The 16,138-nt window shown below is 70.7% G+C and carries 15 protein-coding genes and 1 pseudogene; 9 read left to right on the top strand and 7 right to left on the bottom strand.

What is annotated here, in order from left to right; all coding sequences use genetic code 11:
• Positions 1–72 precede the first annotated feature (72 nt).
• A complete protein-coding gene (locus EDD92_RS27095; RefSeq protein WP_123966791.1) occupies positions 73–1,341 on the top strand; it encodes a DUF2637 domain-containing protein in 1,269 nt (422 codons plus the stop codon).
• A gap of 45 nt (positions 1,342–1,386) precedes the next feature.
• Here the strand turns inward: EDD92_RS27095 and lysS are convergent, their stop codons facing one another.
• Positions 1,387–3,132: a lysine--tRNA ligase gene (lysS, locus tag EDD92_RS27090; protein ID WP_123966789.1), complete on the bottom strand. Its 1,746-nt coding sequence runs from the start codon at positions 3,130–3,132 to the stop codon at positions 1,387–1,389.
• 220 nt (positions 3,133–3,352) lie between these two features.
• Here lysS and argS point away from each other — a divergent pair, with 220 nt between their 5' ends.
• The gene (gene argS / locus EDD92_RS27085; RefSeq protein WP_123966787.1) at positions 3,353–5,110 is read left to right on the top strand and encodes an arginine--tRNA ligase; all 1,758 of its coding nucleotides are present in this window, start codon (positions 3,353–3,355) and stop codon (positions 5,108–5,110) included.
• A 73-nt stretch (positions 5,111–5,183) separates the two neighbouring features.
• Here argS and EDD92_RS27080 read toward each other — a convergent pair whose 3' ends face one another.
• Positions 5,184–5,645, bottom strand: coding sequence for a peptidoglycan-binding domain-containing protein (locus EDD92_RS27080; protein WP_123966785.1), 462 nt, complete (start codon positions 5,643–5,645; stop codon positions 5,184–5,186).
• A gap of 313 nt (positions 5,646–5,958) precedes the next feature.
• On the opposite strand from EDD92_RS27080, the gene EDD92_RS27075 reads away from it, so the two are divergent.
• Positions 5,959–6,744: a peptidoglycan-binding protein gene (locus EDD92_RS27075; RefSeq protein ID WP_123966783.1), complete on the top strand. Its 786-nt coding sequence runs from the start codon at positions 5,959–5,961 to the stop codon at positions 6,742–6,744.
• The gene (locus EDD92_RS27070; RefSeq protein WP_123966781.1) at positions 6,741–7,589 is read left to right on the top strand and encodes an XRE family transcriptional regulator; all 849 of its coding nucleotides are present in this window, start codon (positions 6,741–6,743) and stop codon (positions 7,587–7,589) included. Before EDD92_RS27075 ends, EDD92_RS27070 begins: the two co-directional genes overlap by 4 nt.
• A gap of 20 nt (positions 7,590–7,609) precedes the next feature.
• On the opposite strand, the gene EDD92_RS27065 is transcribed toward EDD92_RS27070, so the two are convergent.
• Positions 7,610–7,822, bottom strand: coding sequence for a hypothetical protein (locus tag EDD92_RS27065; protein WP_123966779.1), 213 nt, complete (start codon positions 7,820–7,822; stop codon positions 7,610–7,612).
• 209 nt (positions 7,823–8,031) lie between these two features.
• Here EDD92_RS27065 and EDD92_RS27060 point away from each other — a divergent pair, with 209 nt between their 5' ends.
• Positions 8,032–10,035 carry a hypothetical protein gene (locus tag EDD92_RS27060; protein WP_123966777.1) on the top strand — a complete coding sequence of 668 codons (2,004 nt, stop codon included), beginning with the start codon at positions 8,032–8,034 and terminating at the stop codon, positions 10,033–10,035.
• On the opposite strand, the gene EDD92_RS27055 is transcribed toward EDD92_RS27060, so the two are convergent.
• Positions 10,021–10,458: an ATP-binding protein gene (locus EDD92_RS27055; RefSeq protein ID WP_123966775.1), complete on the bottom strand. Its 438-nt coding sequence runs from the start codon at positions 10,456–10,458 to the stop codon at positions 10,021–10,023. The two genes, EDD92_RS27060 and EDD92_RS27055, sit on opposite strands and share 15 nt — an antisense overlap.
• A 113-nt stretch (positions 10,459–10,571) precedes the next feature.
• On the opposite strand from EDD92_RS27055, the gene EDD92_RS27050 reads away from it, so the two are divergent.
• Positions 10,572–11,399: a helix-turn-helix transcriptional regulator gene (locus EDD92_RS27050; protein ID WP_123966773.1), complete on the top strand. Its 828-nt coding sequence runs from the start codon at positions 10,572–10,574 to the stop codon at positions 11,397–11,399.
• A complete protein-coding gene (locus tag EDD92_RS27045; RefSeq protein ID WP_123966771.1) occupies positions 11,396–11,638 on the top strand; it encodes a DUF397 domain-containing protein in 243 nt (80 codons plus the stop codon). The genes EDD92_RS27050 and EDD92_RS27045 overlap by 4 nt, the downstream gene beginning before the upstream one ends.
• Here EDD92_RS27045 and EDD92_RS27040 read toward each other — a convergent pair.
• A complete protein-coding gene (locus tag EDD92_RS27040) occupies positions 11,622–12,494 on the bottom strand; it encodes a bifunctional 2-polyprenyl-6-hydroxyphenol methylase/3-demethylubiquinol 3-O-methyltransferase UbiG (RefSeq protein WP_123966769.1) in 873 nt (290 codons plus the stop codon). The two genes, EDD92_RS27045 and EDD92_RS27040, sit on opposite strands and share 17 nt — an antisense overlap.
• Positions 12,495–12,567: 73 nt before the next feature.
• Here EDD92_RS27040 and EDD92_RS27035 point away from each other — a divergent pair, with 73 nt between their 5' ends.
• Together EDD92_RS27035 and EDD92_RS27030 are read left to right on the top strand one after the other, a co-directional pair.
• Positions 12,568–13,155 (top strand): TetR/AcrR family transcriptional regulator, encoded by a 588-nt coding sequence (locus EDD92_RS27035; protein WP_123966767.1) that lies wholly within the window; start codon positions 12,568–12,570, stop codon positions 13,153–13,155.
• Between the two features lie 43 nt (positions 13,156–13,198).
• Positions 13,199–13,975, top strand: coding sequence for a DUF4253 domain-containing protein (locus EDD92_RS27030; protein ID WP_123966765.1), 777 nt, complete (start codon positions 13,199–13,201; stop codon positions 13,973–13,975).
• A 230-nt stretch (positions 13,976–14,205) separates the two neighbouring features.
• On the opposite strand, the gene EDD92_RS27025 is transcribed toward EDD92_RS27030, so the two are convergent.
• Both EDD92_RS27025 and EDD92_RS27020 read right to left on the bottom strand, forming a co-directional pair.
• Positions 14,206–15,408: a PLP-dependent aminotransferase family protein gene (locus EDD92_RS27025; protein WP_123966764.1), complete on the bottom strand. Its 1,203-nt coding sequence runs from the start codon at positions 15,406–15,408 to the stop codon at positions 14,206–14,208.
• A gap of 101 nt (positions 15,409–15,509) precedes the next feature.
• Positions 15,510–16,115 (bottom strand): annotated as a pseudogene (locus EDD92_RS27020) (SAM-dependent methyltransferase); the annotation flags it as partial.
• Positions 16,116–16,138: the final 23 nt, after the last annotated feature.

Raw genomic sequence — 16,138 nt, 5'->3', positions numbered from 1 at the left:
CCGTTACCTCGTGTGGCGTACACATGTGCCACTCTGTTGCGCGCAACAACACGCAATGGGAGGGGAGTACGGGTGGCCGCGCCACTGCAGCTGACTCGGATGCACCGGATTCTCATCGGCGTGGTCGTGACCGGCGCCGTGATCATCGCCGGCATCGGCTTCGCCGGTTCGTATGCCGCGGTCCGTGAGTTGGCCATCAAGAAGGGTTTCGGGAACTTCTCGTATGTCTTCCCGATAGGCATCGACGCGGGTATCTGTGTCCTGCTGGCCCTGGATCTTCTCCTGACGTGGATCCGCATACCCTTCCCGCTGCTGCGTCAGACGGCTTGGCTGCTGACGGCGGCGACCATCGCGTTCAACGGTGCGGCGGCCTGGCCGGACCCGCTGGGTGTGGGGATGCACGCCGTCATCCCGGTGCTGTTCGTGGTCGCGGTCGAGGCCGCCCGCCACGCCATCGGCCGTATCGCGGACATCACGGCCGACAAGCACATGGAGGGTGTCCGTCTGACGCGGTGGATGCTCTCCCCGATCCCGACGTTCCTTCTGTGGCGACGGATGAAGCTGTGGGAGCTGCGCTCCTACGAGCAGGTCATCAAGCTGGAGCAGGAGCGGCTGGTCTATCAGGCCCGGTTGCATTCACGCTTCGGCCGGGCGTGGCGGCGGAAGGCTCCGGTGGAGGCTCTGATGCCGCTGCGGCTGGCGCGGTACGGGGTTCCGCTGGCGCAGACGGCTCCGTCGGGGCTGGCGGCGGCGGGCATCGAGCCGGTACTGCTGCCGCCGGCGCCGGAGATCGCCCCGCCGGTGGAGAGCCGTGCCGCGGTGGCGGCGCCGGCTCCGCAGCCGGCGGAGCAGCGCGACCATGTTCCTGAGGCGCCCGAGGCGGCTGAGCCGGAGGTGAGCCCGTGGCTGCACGCCCGGCATCCGCAGCAGATCGAGTACCACGGGGGTTACGACCCTGCGTACGACCCGGAGCAGTACGCCCAGTGGTACGCGGAGCAGCAGCAGGCGGAGCAGTACCAGCAGGAGCAGCTCCAGTACGAGGAAGCGCCCGCGCAGGGGCCCTCTCCGGAGGACACCGGCAGCTTCCCGATCCCGGTGAGCCCCGGCCGTACCCGTGAGCTGGGCGAGGGCGGTGGTCCTCCGGAGCCTGACGAGGACGCGTACTACCAGGTCTTCCGGGAGTCGATAAAGGGCGGGAACGGGGCGCCCACGCCCAAGGTGTTCATCGCCGACGTCGAGGCGACGTACGGCATCACGCTCCCCGAGGCCGAGGCCAAGCGCATGGTGAACCGCTTCTCCAACCGTCTCAATGCGGAGATGGCAGAGGAGCACATCGCATGAGAAAGCGCCCGGTGCCCCAGGGCACCGGGCGCTTTGCTCACGGCGTCACTCCCCGAGCAGGGCCCGTACCCGCTCCTGTCCCACGGCGAGCAGCAGCGTGGGCAGTCGCGGACCGGTGTCGCGGCCGACCAGCAGGTGGTACAGCAGGGCGAAGAAGGTCCGCTGGGAGGTCTTGATCTCCGGCGGGAGTTCCTTGGGCGTGGCGTCCGCGGGGAACCCGGCCTGCACCTTGGGCACGCCGTAGACGAGGTGGGTGAGCCCGTCGAGCGACCAGTGGTCGGCGAGGCCGTCGGTCAGCAGCCGCAGGGACTGCTGGGAGGCCTCGTCGAGGGACTTGAGCAGTTCGGCGTCGGGTTCGTCGCGCACGATGGTCCGCTGGTCGGCGGGGACGTGCGTGTTGATCCAGGCCTCGGCCTTGTCGTAGCGGGGGCGGGCCTCGTCGAGCGAGCCGAGCGGGTTGGCGGGGTCCAGTTCGCTCAGGATCCGCAGGGCCTGGTCCTCGTGGCCGGCGGTGATGTCGGCGACGGACGCCAGTGTCCGGTACGGCAGCGGGCGCGGCGTCTTCGGCAGTTCGCCGCCGGCGGTGCGCACGGCGCGCGAGTGGGCCGCCACGTCCGCCGGGAGGGCCGATCCGTCGGTGACCTTGGCGTCGAGCTTGTCCCACTCGTCGTAGAGGCGCTGGATCTCCTGGTCGAAGGCGATCTTGAAGGACTGGTTGGGCCGGCGGCGGGCGTACAGCCAGCGCAGGAGCTGCGGTTCCATGATCTTCAGGGCGTCACCGGGGGTGGGCACGCCGCCTCGCGAGGAGGACATCTTCGCCATGCCGCTGATGCCCACGAAGGCGTACATCGGGCCGATGGGCTGCTTGCCGCCGAAGATGCCGACGATCTGGCCGCCGACCTGGAAGCTCGACCCCGGCGAGGAGTGGTCGACACCGCTCGGCTCGAAGATCACGCCCTCGTAGGCCCAGCGCATGGGCCAGTCGACCTTCCAGACCAGCTTGCCGCGGTTGAACTCGTTGAGCCGGACGGTCTCGGAGAAGCCGCACGCCGTGCAGGCGTACGTCAGCTCGGTCGTGGCGTCGTCGTAGGAGGTGACCGTGGTCAGGTCCTTCTCGCAGTTGCCGCAGTACGGCTTGTACGGGAAGTAGCCGGCGGAGCCGGACGAGCCGTCGTCCTCGCTCGCCGCGCCGGAACCCTCGGCGGCCTCCAGCTCGGCGTCGTCGACCGGCTTCTGGGCTTGCTTCTGCTTGGCCGGGGTCTTCTTGGTGCGGTACTGGTCGAGGATCGCGTCGATGTCGGCGCGGTGCGCGACGGCGTGCAGGATCTGCTCGCGGTACACGCCGGAGGTGTACTGCGCGGTCTGGCTGATCCCGTCGAACTCCACGCCCAGCTCGGCGAGCGACTCGACCATGGCTGCCTTGAAGTGCTCGGCCCAGTTGGGGTACGCGGACCCCTTCGGGGCGGGCACGGACGTCAGCGGCTTGCCGATGTGCTCGGCCCAGGTCTCGTCGACCCCGGCGACACCGGCCGGCACCTTGCGGTAGCGGTCGTAGTCGTCCCAGGAGATGAGGTGGCGGACCTGGTGCCCGCGGCGGCGGATCTCGTCGGCGACGAGGTGCGGGGTCATGACCTCGCGCAGGTTGCCGAGGTGGATCGGGCCGGAGGGGGACAGGCCGGACGCGACGACGACAGGTTTGCCGGGGGCCCGGCGCTCCGACTCCTCGATGACGTCATCCGCGAAACGGGAGACCCAGTCGGCGGTCTCGGTGCTCTGAGCCACGATCGGCACGTCCTTCTTTCTCCGGGGCAGCCAGTACGGTCAAACGGCCGCATCCATAGTTTAGGCGGCGCAGCCGCCGTCCTTGAGGGGCGCGGGACTGTGCCCGATATGCGGCTCCGCCGCGGGGCGCGACCAGCCCCCACCGGCCCGCAGGAAAAAAACCGCTTCACCCCCCATGGGATACTGACCGTGTCTATCTGAAACCCCCGAGGAGAACGGCTCCCACCCCATGGCCCCGGTCAAGTCCCTCAGCGACGCAGTCAACCAGCACCTCACCGACGCCCTCGCCTCCGCCCTCCCGGGAGCCGACGGAGTCGACCCGCTGCTGCGCCGAAGCGACCGGGCGGACTTCCAGGCCAACGGCGTCCTGGCCCTGGCCAAGAAGGCGAAGACGAACCCCCGTGACCTGGCCGCGCAGGTGGTCGCCCAGGTGGCGACCGGCGACGTGATCAAGGACATCGAGGTGTCCGGCCCCGGCTTCCTGAACATCACGATCGCGGACCGGGCGATCACCGGGACGCTCGCGGCGCGTGCCGCCGACGGCGACCGGCTCGGTGTGCCGCTGAAGGAGAACCCGGGCATCACGGTCGTCGACTACGCGCAGCCGAACGTGGCGAAGGAGATGCACGTCGGCCATCTGCGCTCGGCGGTCATCGGCGACGCGCTGCGCGGCATGCTCGACTTCACCGGCGAGCAGACGATCGGCCGGCACCACATCGGCGACTGGGGCACCCAGTTCGGCATGCTCATCCAGTACCTGTTCGAGCACCCCGGCGAGCTGGCCCCGGCGGAGGACGTCGACGGCGAGCAGGCCATGTCGAACCTGAACCGGGTGTACAAGGCGTCGCGTGCGGTCTTCGACTCCGACGAGGAGTTCAAGGAGCGGGCGCGGAAGAGGGTCGTCGCCCTGCAGTCCGGCGACAAGGAGACGCTCGAGCTGTGGCAGCAGTTCGTGGACGAGTCGAAGGTCTACTTCTACTCGGTCTTCGAGAAGCTGGACATGGAGATCCGCGACGACGAGATCGTCGGCGAGTCCGCGTACAACGAAGGCATGCCGGAGACCGTCCGCCTCCTGGAGGAGATGGGCGTCGCGGAGCGTTCCGAGGGCGCGCTCGTCGTCTTCTTCGACGAGATCCGGGGCAAGGACGACAAGCCGGTCCCGCTGATCGTGCAGAAGGCCGACGGCGGCTTCGGCTACGCGGCCTCCGACCTGACCGCGATCCGCAACCGTGTCTTCGACCTGCACGCGACGACACTGCTGTACGTGGTGGACGTACGGCAGTCGCTGCACTTCAAGATGGTCTTCGAGACGGCCCGGCGGGCGGGCTGGCTGAAGGACGGCGTCACCGCGCACAACATGGGCTACGGCACGGTGCTGGGCGCGGACGGCAAGCCGTTCAAGACGCGTGAGGGCGAGACCGTACGGCTCGAGGACCTGCTGGACGAGGCGGTGCAGCGGGCCGCCGAGGTGGTCCGGGAGAAGGCGCAGGACCTCACCGAGGACGAGATCCAGGAGCGGGCTGCGCAGGTGGGCATCGGCGCGGTGAAGTACGCCGACCTGTCCACATCCCCCAACCGGGACTACAAGTTCGACCTGGACCAGATGGTGTCGTTGAACGGCGACACGTCGGTGTACCTGCAGTACGCGTACGCCCGTATCCAGTCGATCCTGCGCAAGGCCGGGGAGACGAAGCCGGCCGCGCACGCGGAGCTGGAACTCGCCCCGGCGGAGCGGGCGCTCGGCCTGCACCTGGACGCGTTCGGTGACACGGTCTTCGAGGCGGCCGCGGAGTACGCGCCGCACAAGCTGGCGGCGTACCTGTACCAGCTGGCGTCGCTGTACACGTCGTTCTACGACAAGTGCCCGGTGCTGAAGGCCGAGACGCCCGCGCAGGTGGAGAACCGTCTGTTCCTGTGCGACGTGACGGCCCGCACCCTGCACCAGGGCATGGCGCTGCTGGGGATCCGGACGCCCGAGCGGCTCTGAGGGCCCGCAGTACGACGCACCGCGGCCCGTCCTCTCCTCTCGGGGAGGGCGGGCCGTCGGCTTCGGCTGCGGCTCAGCAGGGGTACAGGCCCGCGAAGTCGTTGGCGAACCGCTTGAACGCGGCCCGGGTGTTCGGCCCCGGGTCACCGTCGATCTTGTCGGTGTAGCTCCAGCCGAACGCCAGCATGCGCTGCAGCGCCTTGATCGTGTTGGGGCCGGGGTCGCCGTCGATGCTGTCGTTGTAGTCCCAGTACTCGCGGAGCCAGCGCTGCATCGCCTTCCAGCTGTTGGTGCCCAGCTGTCCGTCGATGTTGCCGGTGTAGCTCGCCGGAGTTCCCCTGAGGAAGCACTGGACGTACTTGGCCTGCGTGGTGCTCAGGCCGAGGTTGTTCGTGGCGAGGATGGACGCGGCCTGGGTGCTCGCGGCCGACGCGGATGCGGCGAAGCTGGTGCCCGCGGTGGCCAGGCCGCCGGCGGCGAGCGCGGCCACGGCGGTGGCGCTGATCAAGGTCCTGGCCAAGGCGTTCGATCGCATGCATGTCCCTTTCGGGTCGTGGGTTGTGGTGGCGAGATGAGCGTGCGGGGCGGGTGGGAGAGGCGGCCAGAGTTGCCGCGAAAGTGACGGCGTCGCGGGACGTCCCCCGCGCCGGCCTGCGGGGATGCCGTCCGGCGGGACGGTGCGGCGGGACGGCTGTGGCAGGGGGTGGCCGATTTCTTACTGGCGAGTCAGCTGAGTTTGTGTGCAAATCGTGAATACTGATGCACAATGCGGCGGGGCACGGGGGTCATTGACCACGGCCACTGAACACGGCCGCTGACCACGGCCGGTGAACGCGAGTGGGGAGAACATGTCGCGTTGGAAAGCGCTGCCCACCGAACTGGATCCACGAGTCCGGCAGTTGGCGGTGCGCCTACGCCGGCTGAAGGACCACAGCGGGCTGAGCGTACGTCAGCTGGCGGCGCGGACGGGGTACAGCCCGAAGTCGTGGGAGCGGTATCTGGGCGGCCGTTCGCTGCCGCCGCGGGAGGCCGTGGAGGCGCTGGCCCTGATCGGCGGCGAAGACCCGACCCGGCTGCTCGCACTGCACGAGGTCGCCGCCGACGCCTGGGGGAACCCGCGCGGCGGAACTCCCGTACCGGAGACGGCAGTCATGGAGACCGCCCCACCGGAGGCGGAGATCCTTTCGGCGGAGCCCGGCGGCGGGGGCGCGCGGTCGTTGCGCTTCGCGATCGTGGCGGGGACGGTGGCCCTGGTGCTGGCCGTGTCCTCGGCGGTGCTGGTGACCTGGCGGCTCATGGACCACGGCGGCGGCACCGCGGACGAGACGACGACCACGGTCACCTTGACGGCGGGAACATCGGCGCCCGCGTACAGCTGCCGTCTGAAGCAGGTCGACGGCCGCTGGTACGCGGGCAACAGCCGTACGCGGAACGCCACGGTGGGGTACGGCGACTCCGGTCCGGCGGTGGCCGAGGTGCAGTGTCTGCTGCGCCGGGCGGGTATCTCGCCGGGCGGCATCGACGGCATGTTCGGCCCGCTGACGCAGGGCGCGGTCAAGGCCTTCCAGAAGCAGGCCCGGCTCGACGTGGACGGCGTCGTCGGCCCGCACACCTGGAAGGCCCTGCGGGGATGACCGCGGAGCAGGCCCGACTGGCCGCCGCGCTACGGGAGTTGAGAACCCGCACCGGTCTGAGCCTGGCGGCCCTCGCGGCGAAGACGGCGTTCAGCAAGTCGTCCTGGGAGCGCTACCTCAACGGCAGGACACTGCCGCCGCGCACGGCGGTGCAGGAGCTGTGCCGGCTGGCCGGCGAACCGGACGGCCGGTGCCTGGCGCTGTGGGAGATCGCGGAGTCGGAGTGGAGCGGTCGGGCGGCGGAGGCGGGCCGGGCGGATACGCCGGCGCAGGCGTCGTCGCCGGTCGCGTCCCCGGCCGCGGATCCGGTCCTGCCTCCGCCTGGGGCTCCGACGGAGACTGCGCAGGGCGGTGGCCATCGGGGTGCAGTGACCGTGGCGGTGCTCGCGTCGGTGTGTGCCGTGGCCCTCGGCGGCGTGGCGGTGGCGCTGCTCCTGCTGCCACGCCACAGCGACGAACCCCGCACGGCCGCCGCGACCCCCTCCACTTCCGGGCCGCACTGCCGGGCTTCGTCCTGCGAGGGCAGGAGCCCGATCGACATGTACTGCGCGGCCACACCGGACACCGTCGCCACGCGTCACACGGCCGCCGGGGCCTGGCTGGAAGTCCGCTACAGCAAGGTGTGCGGGACGAGTTGGGCACGGATGTGGGGCACGCGGGTCGGCGACCGTCTTGAGCTGACGGCGGACGGCCGGGCCCGCCGCGCCGAGGTCGAGAACGCCGTCGACGCGGACAATTTCGTCTACACCCCGATGACGGTGACCCGTCCGGGAACCGTGCTCCGTACCTGTTTCCGGCCGGCAGAGGGCGGTAAGGAGGAGTGCTTCGACTCCGTTTCGCGGTGACGGTGAGATCGGGCACCTGCTCAGGCGGGCTCCTGGGGATCCTGCTGCTCCCTCTCACCCCGGCTCGGCCCCGGGCCGTGCGCGGCGCCGAGCCATGCTCCGTACAGGCCGGCGATGGCGACGACGACGATCGCCAGGGACTCGGGCGGAACGCCCATGAGCAGCAGGGTGATCACGGTGAGCAGCGCGGCGACGAACGCCACCAGGTCGAACAGCCTCTGGGGTCGGTGCATGATTCCTCCGCGGTTTGAAGACGCGGAGGGTGGATCCGTCCGCACAAGCAGGCTGCGATACGGCGGAGTTGTCCTCATCCCCTGAAGGGAAAGACGCTGACCGGCGGTCGCACCGCGGTGGACAATGACGGTTGTCCACGGAAAAAGGCCTCGGGGGTTACATGGGCGGGCAGGCCTCGCATGGTGCGGGCGACCCGGCAGGAGCCCGGGTGGGCCGGAAGTTCGGGGCGATCCGCGCCCGTACCCAGGAGTTCGAGGCGCTGGCCCGTTTCCTGCGCGACCGGGTGCGGGAGGCCGATCTGACCATCGGCGACCTGGAGGCGGCGACCGGTCTGAAGAAGTCGGCGATCAGCGAGCGTCTGGCCGGTCTCAAGCTCGACGACGAGGCGTTCGTCGACGCGGTCGTGGTCGCGTGCACCGGAACGCCGGCGCTCATGCCCCGGCGGGAGCGGATGCGGAGGGACGGCCGGCGGCTGCTGGGTATCGCCCGGACCCGTTCCACTGCGGTCCTGGACCTGACCGGCCAGCCCGAACGGGTCAGGAACGTGGCGATGGTCGCGCAGGAACTCGCCCTGACGGCGCAGGCGAAGCTTCTGGACCTCCACGAACAGCTCGACCGCAAGAACGGCGAGGTCGCCGCGCTCGCCCGGGTCCAGCAGGAGTCCCAGCTGGCGCTGCGGGACGCGGACGCGCTCACCTCCGTCCTCTCCACCTGGGTGGTCGTCCTCGCCGACGAGGTCGACCGGCTCAGCCGGGACCGTGAGTTGGCGATGACCGCACGACCGCCGGACCTGGCCGGGCTCGGCCGCGCGGACGCCGAGCTGGCCCGCACGATCGCTCAGCACGGCCGGACCGCCGCGGAACTGGCGAGAGCAGAACACGACAGACGGCTCGCCACGGCCCTGCTCGCGGAGACACTCACCCGTACGCGCCGGTTGCGGGACGAGGTACGGCAGTTGCGTACCGCCGCGCAGCTGCCGCCGGACGCCGGTGCCATGGGCGGGGCGGCGGAGGGCGGGACGGTCTTCCCGGACGGAACGGCGACTGCGCATGCCTTCGGCGACGACATCGACAGGGCACTCGACCGGGCCGAGACGATCGGCCGGGAGATCGCCGACCGTCTGCACCACGCACTCACAGCCCTGGACGAGGGTGCCCAGACGCTGCCGTTGTCCGCCGATTCCGCCACGGACTTCGCGGACAATGGCGTGACCAGCACGGACACCGCGGACAATGCACCCCGTGAGGACGTGCTCTGGTGGGACATGCTGGCTCACGTCCCCACGGACGCGTTCGTGTGGGCCGAAGAAACGGCCACGGCGCTGGTCGGCGAACGTGACGCGCACGCTTCCGATTTCGCCCGCCTGGTGAGGGAACGTCCGGTGCGGGAGATCCTGCTTCTGGCGGACCGCATGCGGGAGAGGCAGTGGGAGGAGGGCGCGGCCCGGCTGCGGGTCAGCCTGACCCTGGCGCTACCGCTGGAGGAACTCACCGCACTGATCCTCGCCCTTCTCGAAGCCGACTCCCTCCTGCGCCGCAACGAACAGGGGGCTCAACTCCTGCGGGCCGCACTGGCACAGCGCCCGGTCGATGACGTACTCGCTCTGCACGACGCCTTGTCCCGCATGGACGATCCGCCACAGGTCGTGCGCGATGCCCTCGCCGCGATCGCCCAACGCCCCTACGCCGATGTCGTCGCCCTGGCACGCAAGCACATCGAGGGCCCGACGGTCCGCCGCGACAGGAGCGCCCTTCTGACGGCCGTCGTCCGGAAGTGGCCGCCCGAGAGGGTGGTGGACCTCGTCATGGAACTGGTGGACATCGACGACGGCGCCATCGTGTGGCAGGTCTTCTTCGCGTTGCCGACTTCCCCGGCCAGACAGACCGAGTTGCTGGTACGTCTCTGGGCCGCCTTGCCGTCGCATGAGTACTTCCACGAAATGCTGCCGGTGACGTATCCGCGGGATGGAGGCGTGCGTCCCCTGGCCGCAACCATCGCGGCCCTGCACGTCGAGTGGCCGCCCCTGCTGGACAGAGCAGCCGATGAGCTGAGGCGCGAGGTCATGCCGCTGATCATCCGTCAGACGCCGGTGGGAGACCTCGACCACCTCAGCAAGCGGCTCTCCGAACGCGGACTGTCCCCCGAGCGGATCTTCGCGCCCTACGCGGACCTCCTCGTCCCCGACTTCGTAGTACCGCTAGCGGACGACTGATCCCGACCCCCGACCGTCCCCCAGGAACTCGCACCACACCGCCTTCCCCAACTCCCGCTCCCGCACCCCCCACCTGTCACTCAACGCCGCCACCAGCAGCAGCCCCCGACCGCTCTCGCCCTCGACATCCGCCGCCTCCACCACGCGCGGCACGCCGGGACCGCTGTCGTGCACCTCCACGCCCAGCACCCGCCCGTCGTGACGCAGGAGCAGCCGCGACAGGCGGCCGGGCGGTACGCCGTGCAGCAGGGCGTTCGTCACCAGTTCGCTCACGCACAGCAGTACGTCGTCGGCGCGGTCCGTCCCGGCGAGCCCCCAGCCGGTGAGCGTCTCGACCGTGAACTGGCGTGCGGCCTGCACGGATCGGCGCTCGCGGCGGAAGAACCGCTCGCGCAGGGAGGGGAGTTGAGTCGTAGCGTTCACAGGACGAGAGTTGCGCAGAGTGACTAGCCTTGATCACTCGGTGAACCCGTACAGATTTTTTGTACGGGTTCACACCCGGTGACGTACGCGTCCCGAGGGGGAGAGAGACCTGCATGAGCGCCAGGAAGCCGCCGCGGCCGAAGAACCTCACGTCCATGAAGATGCTGGGCAAGCAACTCGGCGCGGCCCGCCGCACCGCGGGTCATACCCAAAGCGCCCTCGCCGGACTCGTGAGGGTCGACGAGGAGACCATCGCCTCGATCGAGCAGGGCAGACGGGCCCTGAAACCGGACCTGGCCGCGGCGCTCGACGAGATCCTCCAGACCAAGGGGATGCTGTCGGCGGGCGTGGCCAACCTGCCGGACATCGACCAGTTCCCGATGTGGGCGGAGCTGTACATGGAGCATGAGCGGGAGGCGATCGCGTTGTCCTGGTACGACAACGCGGTCCTCCCGGGTCTCCTCCAGACAGAGCCGTATGTCCGCGCCGTACTGTCCAACCGCGTACCCGCGTACGGCGTGGACGAGATCGAGACGGGTACGGCGGCCCGTCTGCAGCGCCAGGCGATCCTGCACCGCAAGAACCCGCCCACCCTGAGCTTCATCGTGTGGGAGCCGGTGCTGCACATGCGCATCGGCGAGGCGGAGGTGCGGCGGGAACAGCTGCGGCATCTGCGGTCGGTGACTGAACTGCCCTGCGTTTCACTGCAGTTCCTGCCGCTGAGCAGTCCGTATCACGCGGGAATGAACGGCCCCTTCACCCTCCTCGAAACACCGGACCACCAACACCTCGCGTACACCGAATCGCAGCGCGGAAGCCAGTGGGTTTCCGACGCGGATGAGGTGTCCAGGCTGGCGCGCAAGTATGCGATGCTGCGGACACAGGCCCTGACCACTCAGGACTCCAGGGATCTGCTCGACCGCCTGCTAGGAGAGCAATGAGCGCCGAAGCACTTCAGTGGTTCAAGTCGACCTACAGCAGCGACGAAGGCGGCGCCTGCCTCGAAGTCGCCGTCGCCTGGCGCAAGTCGAGCTACAGCGGCGACGAAGGCGGCCAGTGCGTCGAGGTCGCCACCTGCCCCCACACCATCCACATCCGCGACTCCAAGAACCCCGCAGACACCGGCCCCACCCTCCAGGTCACCCCCGCCGCCTGGGCCGCCTTCACCGCCGCGAGGTGACCACCGCCAGCGTCGCGTAGGGCATCGTGACGGTGCCCCCACGCGCGTCGATGGCGGAGCCCACCGCGCTCAGGATCTCGGCGAGTTGGTCGGGCCGGAGGCGGGTGAAGGCGCCCTGCGTGGGCAGGACGTCCAGCCAGGCGTCGCGGGTGTACGTGAACTCCCAGTCGTACCGCCAGAATTCGGGCTCGCCGAACGCGCCGTCCGCCGCCCGGATCGCGTCCGCGGCCTTGGTCAGGAAGACCTGGTAGCCGTCGACCATGGACCGCGTCAGCGCCGCCCGGAAGTCGAACGGCGCGTCGGGCATGACGCGTTCGGCGGCGTCGGCGACCGCTTCCGCGAGGTCGGGCGGGGTCTCGGCGACGTTCCAGAAGGGGACCAGCAGACCGCCGGGCCGCAGCGCCTGGGCCGCCTTGGCCGCGCCCGCGGAGAGGTCGATCCAGTGCCAGGCGGTTCCGGCGGCGACGACGTCGAAGCGCCGCTCCCCCGGCTCCCAGTCCTCGAACTTCGCCACTTCCGTGTCCGTACCGAGCCGTCGCGCCAACGCGGCCATACGTGCGTCGGGTTCGACGCCGTGGACCTTGCAGCCGGCCGCCTGGAACTGCCGGGCGGCGATTCCGGTGCCGCAGCCGACGTCGAGGAGGTCGGGTCCGGGGGCGGCCGCGACGATCCGCTGGATCAGGGCGTCGGGGTAGCGGGGGCGCGCCCGGTCGTACCGCTCGGCGTCCACACCGAAGGACTCGGCGATGTCGCGGCGCTGGTGGGGCTCGTTCGTGGACTGGTTCGCGGGCCGGCTTGCGGGCTGGCTCTCGGCGGCAGACGCCGAGGAGGCCGCTGAAGACGGTAAAGTGGGCATGCGCCCACTATGAGTGGGCGCGCGCCCACTCGTCAATGGGCATGTGCCCACTCATGCCGGGACAGGAGGCGGTATGCCGACAGGTGTGGCCATCCGCGACCCACGCCAACAGCTCTTCGACGCCGCCGAGCGCATCCTGCTGCGCACCGGCCCGAGCGCCCTGACCAGCAGGGCGGTGACGGCGGAGGCGGGCTGTGCGAAGGGGGTTCTGCACCGGCACTTCGCGGACTTCGACGCGTTCCTGGCGGAGCTGGTGCTGGACCGGATCCGCCGGCTGGCGGACCTGGACGGGGCCCTGCATGAGGCCGCCGGGACGGGCACGGTCGCCGGCAACCTCACCGAGGCGCTGACGGACCTGTTCGACGCGGTGGCGATCGCCGTCGTGGGCCTGGTCATCACCCGGGACGAACTCCGCGCCCGGCTGCGCGCGGCCGGCTCCAGCGGCATCCCGCTGATGACGGAGGCGTCGGCGATGCTCACGGGCTATCTCGCCGCCGAGCGCGACCTGGGCCGTATCGCGGCGGACGCGGACGTGGACCTCCTCGCCGCCACCCTGCTGGGCGCCGCACACCTCCTGTTCGCCGACCGGGAGGCGGGGCCGCCGGACGCGGCGGCGGTGCGCAGAACGGTGGCGACGGTCGTCGCGGGGGCCGTGCGGTGACGGCTGCGCGGCATTGTCAGTGGCGGCCCCTACAGTCGATGACATGGCGACTCTTCCCAACCCCCTGCCACGTCTCGCGTCCCTCGGCCTCGACCTCCCGCCGGGCGCGCTGGTCGACGCCACGGACGACGGGCCGTGGCACGAGCCGTTGCTGTGGCTGGCCGACGGGCAGGCGGCGCCCGGTGCCCGGTCCGCGCTCCAGCAGACGGCACCGGCCGCCGGACTGCTCCCGGTGGTCCTCGATGTCGGTGCCGGTCACGGCGGGCCGGAGCAGTGGGAGTTGATGCCGGGCGCGATCTCCTATCCCGGGGATCACGACGCCGAGGAGGTGCTGGAGGAGCTCTGGGCCGAGTGCGCGGAGGACGGCGCCGACTGGCCCGGCCTGGCCGCCGCCCGGCGCAGTGCCGCCGAGGCGGACCCCGAGTCCATCGCTGCCGCCGTCGTGGACTCCCTCCTCGACGGCGGGGGTCCCCTCAAGGACCCCCGCCTCGCTCTCGTCCCCGCCCGCCGCAGCGCCGACACACCCGCGGCGATCGGCTGGACGGGTCCGGCGAACCACGAAGGCGACACCGCGCGGCTGTGCTCCGTACTCCGCTCCTGGGAGGAGCGCTTCGGCATACGCGTCGTGGCGCTCGGCTTCGACCAGCTGACGGTGTCCGTCGCCGCCCCGCCCACCACCCTCGCCGAGGCGGAGGCCGTCGCCGCCGAGCACTTCGCGTTCTGCCCGGACAACCTCCTGCAGGGCGCGGACACCACCCTGGCCGCGTACGCCGAACACCAGCTCCTCAACCAGCCGGCCTGGCACTTCTGGTGGGACTGACAGTCCGCCGCAGGCCACCGCACGCAGACGCCGCGGCCGGTCCGGTGGTGGGCGCACCGGTCTCGGCCGCGGCGTAGGAGCCGGCTTCAGACGACGTGGGCGAGCCCGTGCAGGAGGAAAGCCACACCGGTGAGCAGAGCAGCGACGACCATTCGAGACCTCCGTGTACGAAATGTGATGTTTCTGCCGTTCTCGATAACGTCACATTCCCACCGGCGTTACGGGCCTGATCAAAACAGGGCAAGCCCCTCCCCCAGCCTCCTGAGCCCCTCCCGGATCTCTTCCGGCGTCTGCGTCACAAAGCACAGCCGCAGGGTCGAGCGGTCGGGCTCGCCGGCGTAGAAGGGTGCGCCGGGGACGTAGGCCACGTCGTGCCGCACCACCTGCGGCAGCAGCGCGGTGGTGTCGTACGGCTCGGGGAGGCGGGCCCAGAGGAACATGCCGCCCTCGGGCCGGGCCCAGGTCGAGCCGTCGGGCAGCGCCTCGGCCAGCCCTGCGAGCATGGCGTCCCGCCGCTCGCGGTAGACGCCCGCGACCCGCGCCACATGCGCGTCCAGGTCACGGTCCGCCAAGTACCGTGCCGCCGCCAGCTGGTTGAGGGTCGGGGTGTGCAGGTCGGCGGCCTGCTTGGCGACGACACATGCGCGCCGCAGCTCCCCGGGCGCCCGCAGCCAGCCGAGCCGCAGGCCCGGCGCCATGACCTTGGAGAAGGAGCCGAGCAGCACGGTCCGGTCCGCCGCCTCCTCGTACGAGGCGATCCACGGCACCCGCTCGCCCTCGAAGCGGAGTTCGCCGTAGGGGTCGTCCTCGACGATCCACAGCCCCCGGCGGGCGGCCACGGCTGCGACGGCCGCCCGGCGGTCGGCCGGCATCGTGCGGCCGGTCGGGTTCTGGAACGTCGGCACGGTGTACAGCAGCTTGGGCCGCTCCCGCACCACCAGTTCCTCCAGCGCCTCGGGGTCGACGCCGTCTTCGTCCCCGGGCACGGCCACCACCCGAGCGCCCGCGAACGCGAAGACCTGAAGTGCCGCCAGATAACAGGGACTTTCGACGAGGACGGCGTCCCCGAGCTCCAGCAGCGCCGTGGCCAGCAGGGACAGCGCCTGCTGAGAGCCCGTGGTGACCAGGATGTCGTCGGCGTCCGTGGGCAGCCCGCGGGCCGCCGTCCGTGCGGCGAGCGCGCTCCGCAGCGCCGGTTCGCCCTCCGTCGTGGAGTACTGCAGGGCCTGCGCGGACGCCCCGGCGAGCACCGCCCCGAAGGCCTCCGCGACCCCCTGCGCGTCGAACAGCTCCGGTGCCGGCAGCCCGCCGGCGAAGTTGATCACCTCGGGGCGGGCGGTGACGGCGAGGATGTCCCGTACCGGCGAACCGCCGATCGACCGGGCCCGCGCGGCGAGCGGCGGGACGGGGGCAAAGGCGGGTGCGACGGTCATGGCACGGCTCCTTCGGCTGCGGTGACGGCGGCTCGTGACCGCAGCCTAGGGATGTACGTGCTGTCTACAAGCAGGTTTCCGCGATACGGACGGACCGCTCGTCAGGCCTGCCGGGCAGCCCCTGAGGCCTTGGTGCCGACCGCCGCGTACACGTTGATGTCGGCGTCCGTGACGTCGTTGATGTCGGCGTACCGCACCTTCTCGATGTCGTCGAGCGCCCCCAGGTAGGAGGCGTCCGGCTGCTCCGGGACGGGAGCGGCGTGGTCGGCGCGCCAGTGATGCGCCGGGACCACCCCCGGATCCGCCGGCTCCAGTGCGCTCTCGGTGAAGAAGCGCTCGACCTCGGCCCGGGAGCGCAGCACGAAGGTGAAGCCCCGCGCGGTGCAGGTCCGTTGGACCGCGCGGATGTTCTCGGGATTGAGGTCCTCGGTGAGATGGCTGAGCACGAGCCGGCTGCCGGAGGGCAGCGCGTCGACGAGTTCGCGCACGATGGGGTACGCCTCCTCGTCCTCGACGAAGTGCAGGAGCGCGACGACGCAGAGCGCGACCGGCCGGTCGAAGTCGAGGGTCTTCGCGGCCCGTTCGAGGATCTGTGCCGGGTTCCTGAAGTCGGCGTCGATGTAGTCGGTACGGCCGTCGGGCCCGCTGGTGAGCAGGGCACGCGCGTGTGCCGGCACCACGGGGTCGTTGTCGACGTACACGACCCGACGGCAACACCCTGGCCATCGGC

It is taken from the genome of Streptomyces sp. TLI_185, assembly GCF_003814765.1.
Lineage (GTDB): Bacteria > Actinomycetota > Actinomycetes > Streptomycetales > Streptomycetaceae > Streptomyces.
The sequence above is the reverse complement of the archived record's forward strand: the minus strand, read 5'-3'. Positions and strand labels throughout refer to the sequence as shown.

Coding starts and splice junctions, on each gene's coding strand:
- argS (WP_123966787.1), top strand. CDS start 3,353: ATGGCCCCGGTCAAGTCCCTCAGCGACGCAGTCAACCAGCACCTCACC.
- EDD92_RS27080 (WP_123966785.1), bottom strand. CDS start 5,645: ATGCGATCGAACGCCTTGGCCAGGACCTTGATCAGCGCCACCGCCGTG.
- EDD92_RS27075 (WP_123966783.1), top strand. CDS start 5,959: ATGTCGCGTTGGAAAGCGCTGCCCACCGAACTGGATCCACGAGTCCGG.
- EDD92_RS27070 (WP_123966781.1), top strand. CDS start 6,741: ATGACCGCGGAGCAGGCCCGACTGGCCGCCGCGCTACGGGAGTTGAGA.
- EDD92_RS27065 (WP_123966779.1), bottom strand. CDS start 7,822: ATGCACCGACCCCAGAGGCTGTTCGACCTGGTGGCGTTCGTCGCCGCG.
- EDD92_RS27050 (WP_123966773.1), top strand. CDS start 10,572: ATGAGCGCCAGGAAGCCGCCGCGGCCGAAGAACCTCACGTCCATGAAG.
- EDD92_RS27045 (WP_123966771.1), top strand. CDS start 11,396: ATGAGCGCCGAAGCACTTCAGTGGTTCAAGTCGACCTACAGCAGCGAC.
- EDD92_RS27040 (WP_123966769.1), bottom strand. CDS start 12,494: ATGCCCACTTTACCGTCTTCAGCGGCCTCCTCGGCGTCTGCCGCCGAG.
- EDD92_RS27035 (WP_123966767.1), top strand. CDS start 12,568: ATGCCGACAGGTGTGGCCATCCGCGACCCACGCCAACAGCTCTTCGAC.
- EDD92_RS27030 (WP_123966765.1), top strand. CDS start 13,199: ATGGCGACTCTTCCCAACCCCCTGCCACGTCTCGCGTCCCTCGGCCTC.
- EDD92_RS27025 (WP_123966764.1), bottom strand. CDS start 15,408: ATGACCGTCGCACCCGCCTTTGCCCCCGTCCCGCCGCTCGCCGCGCGG.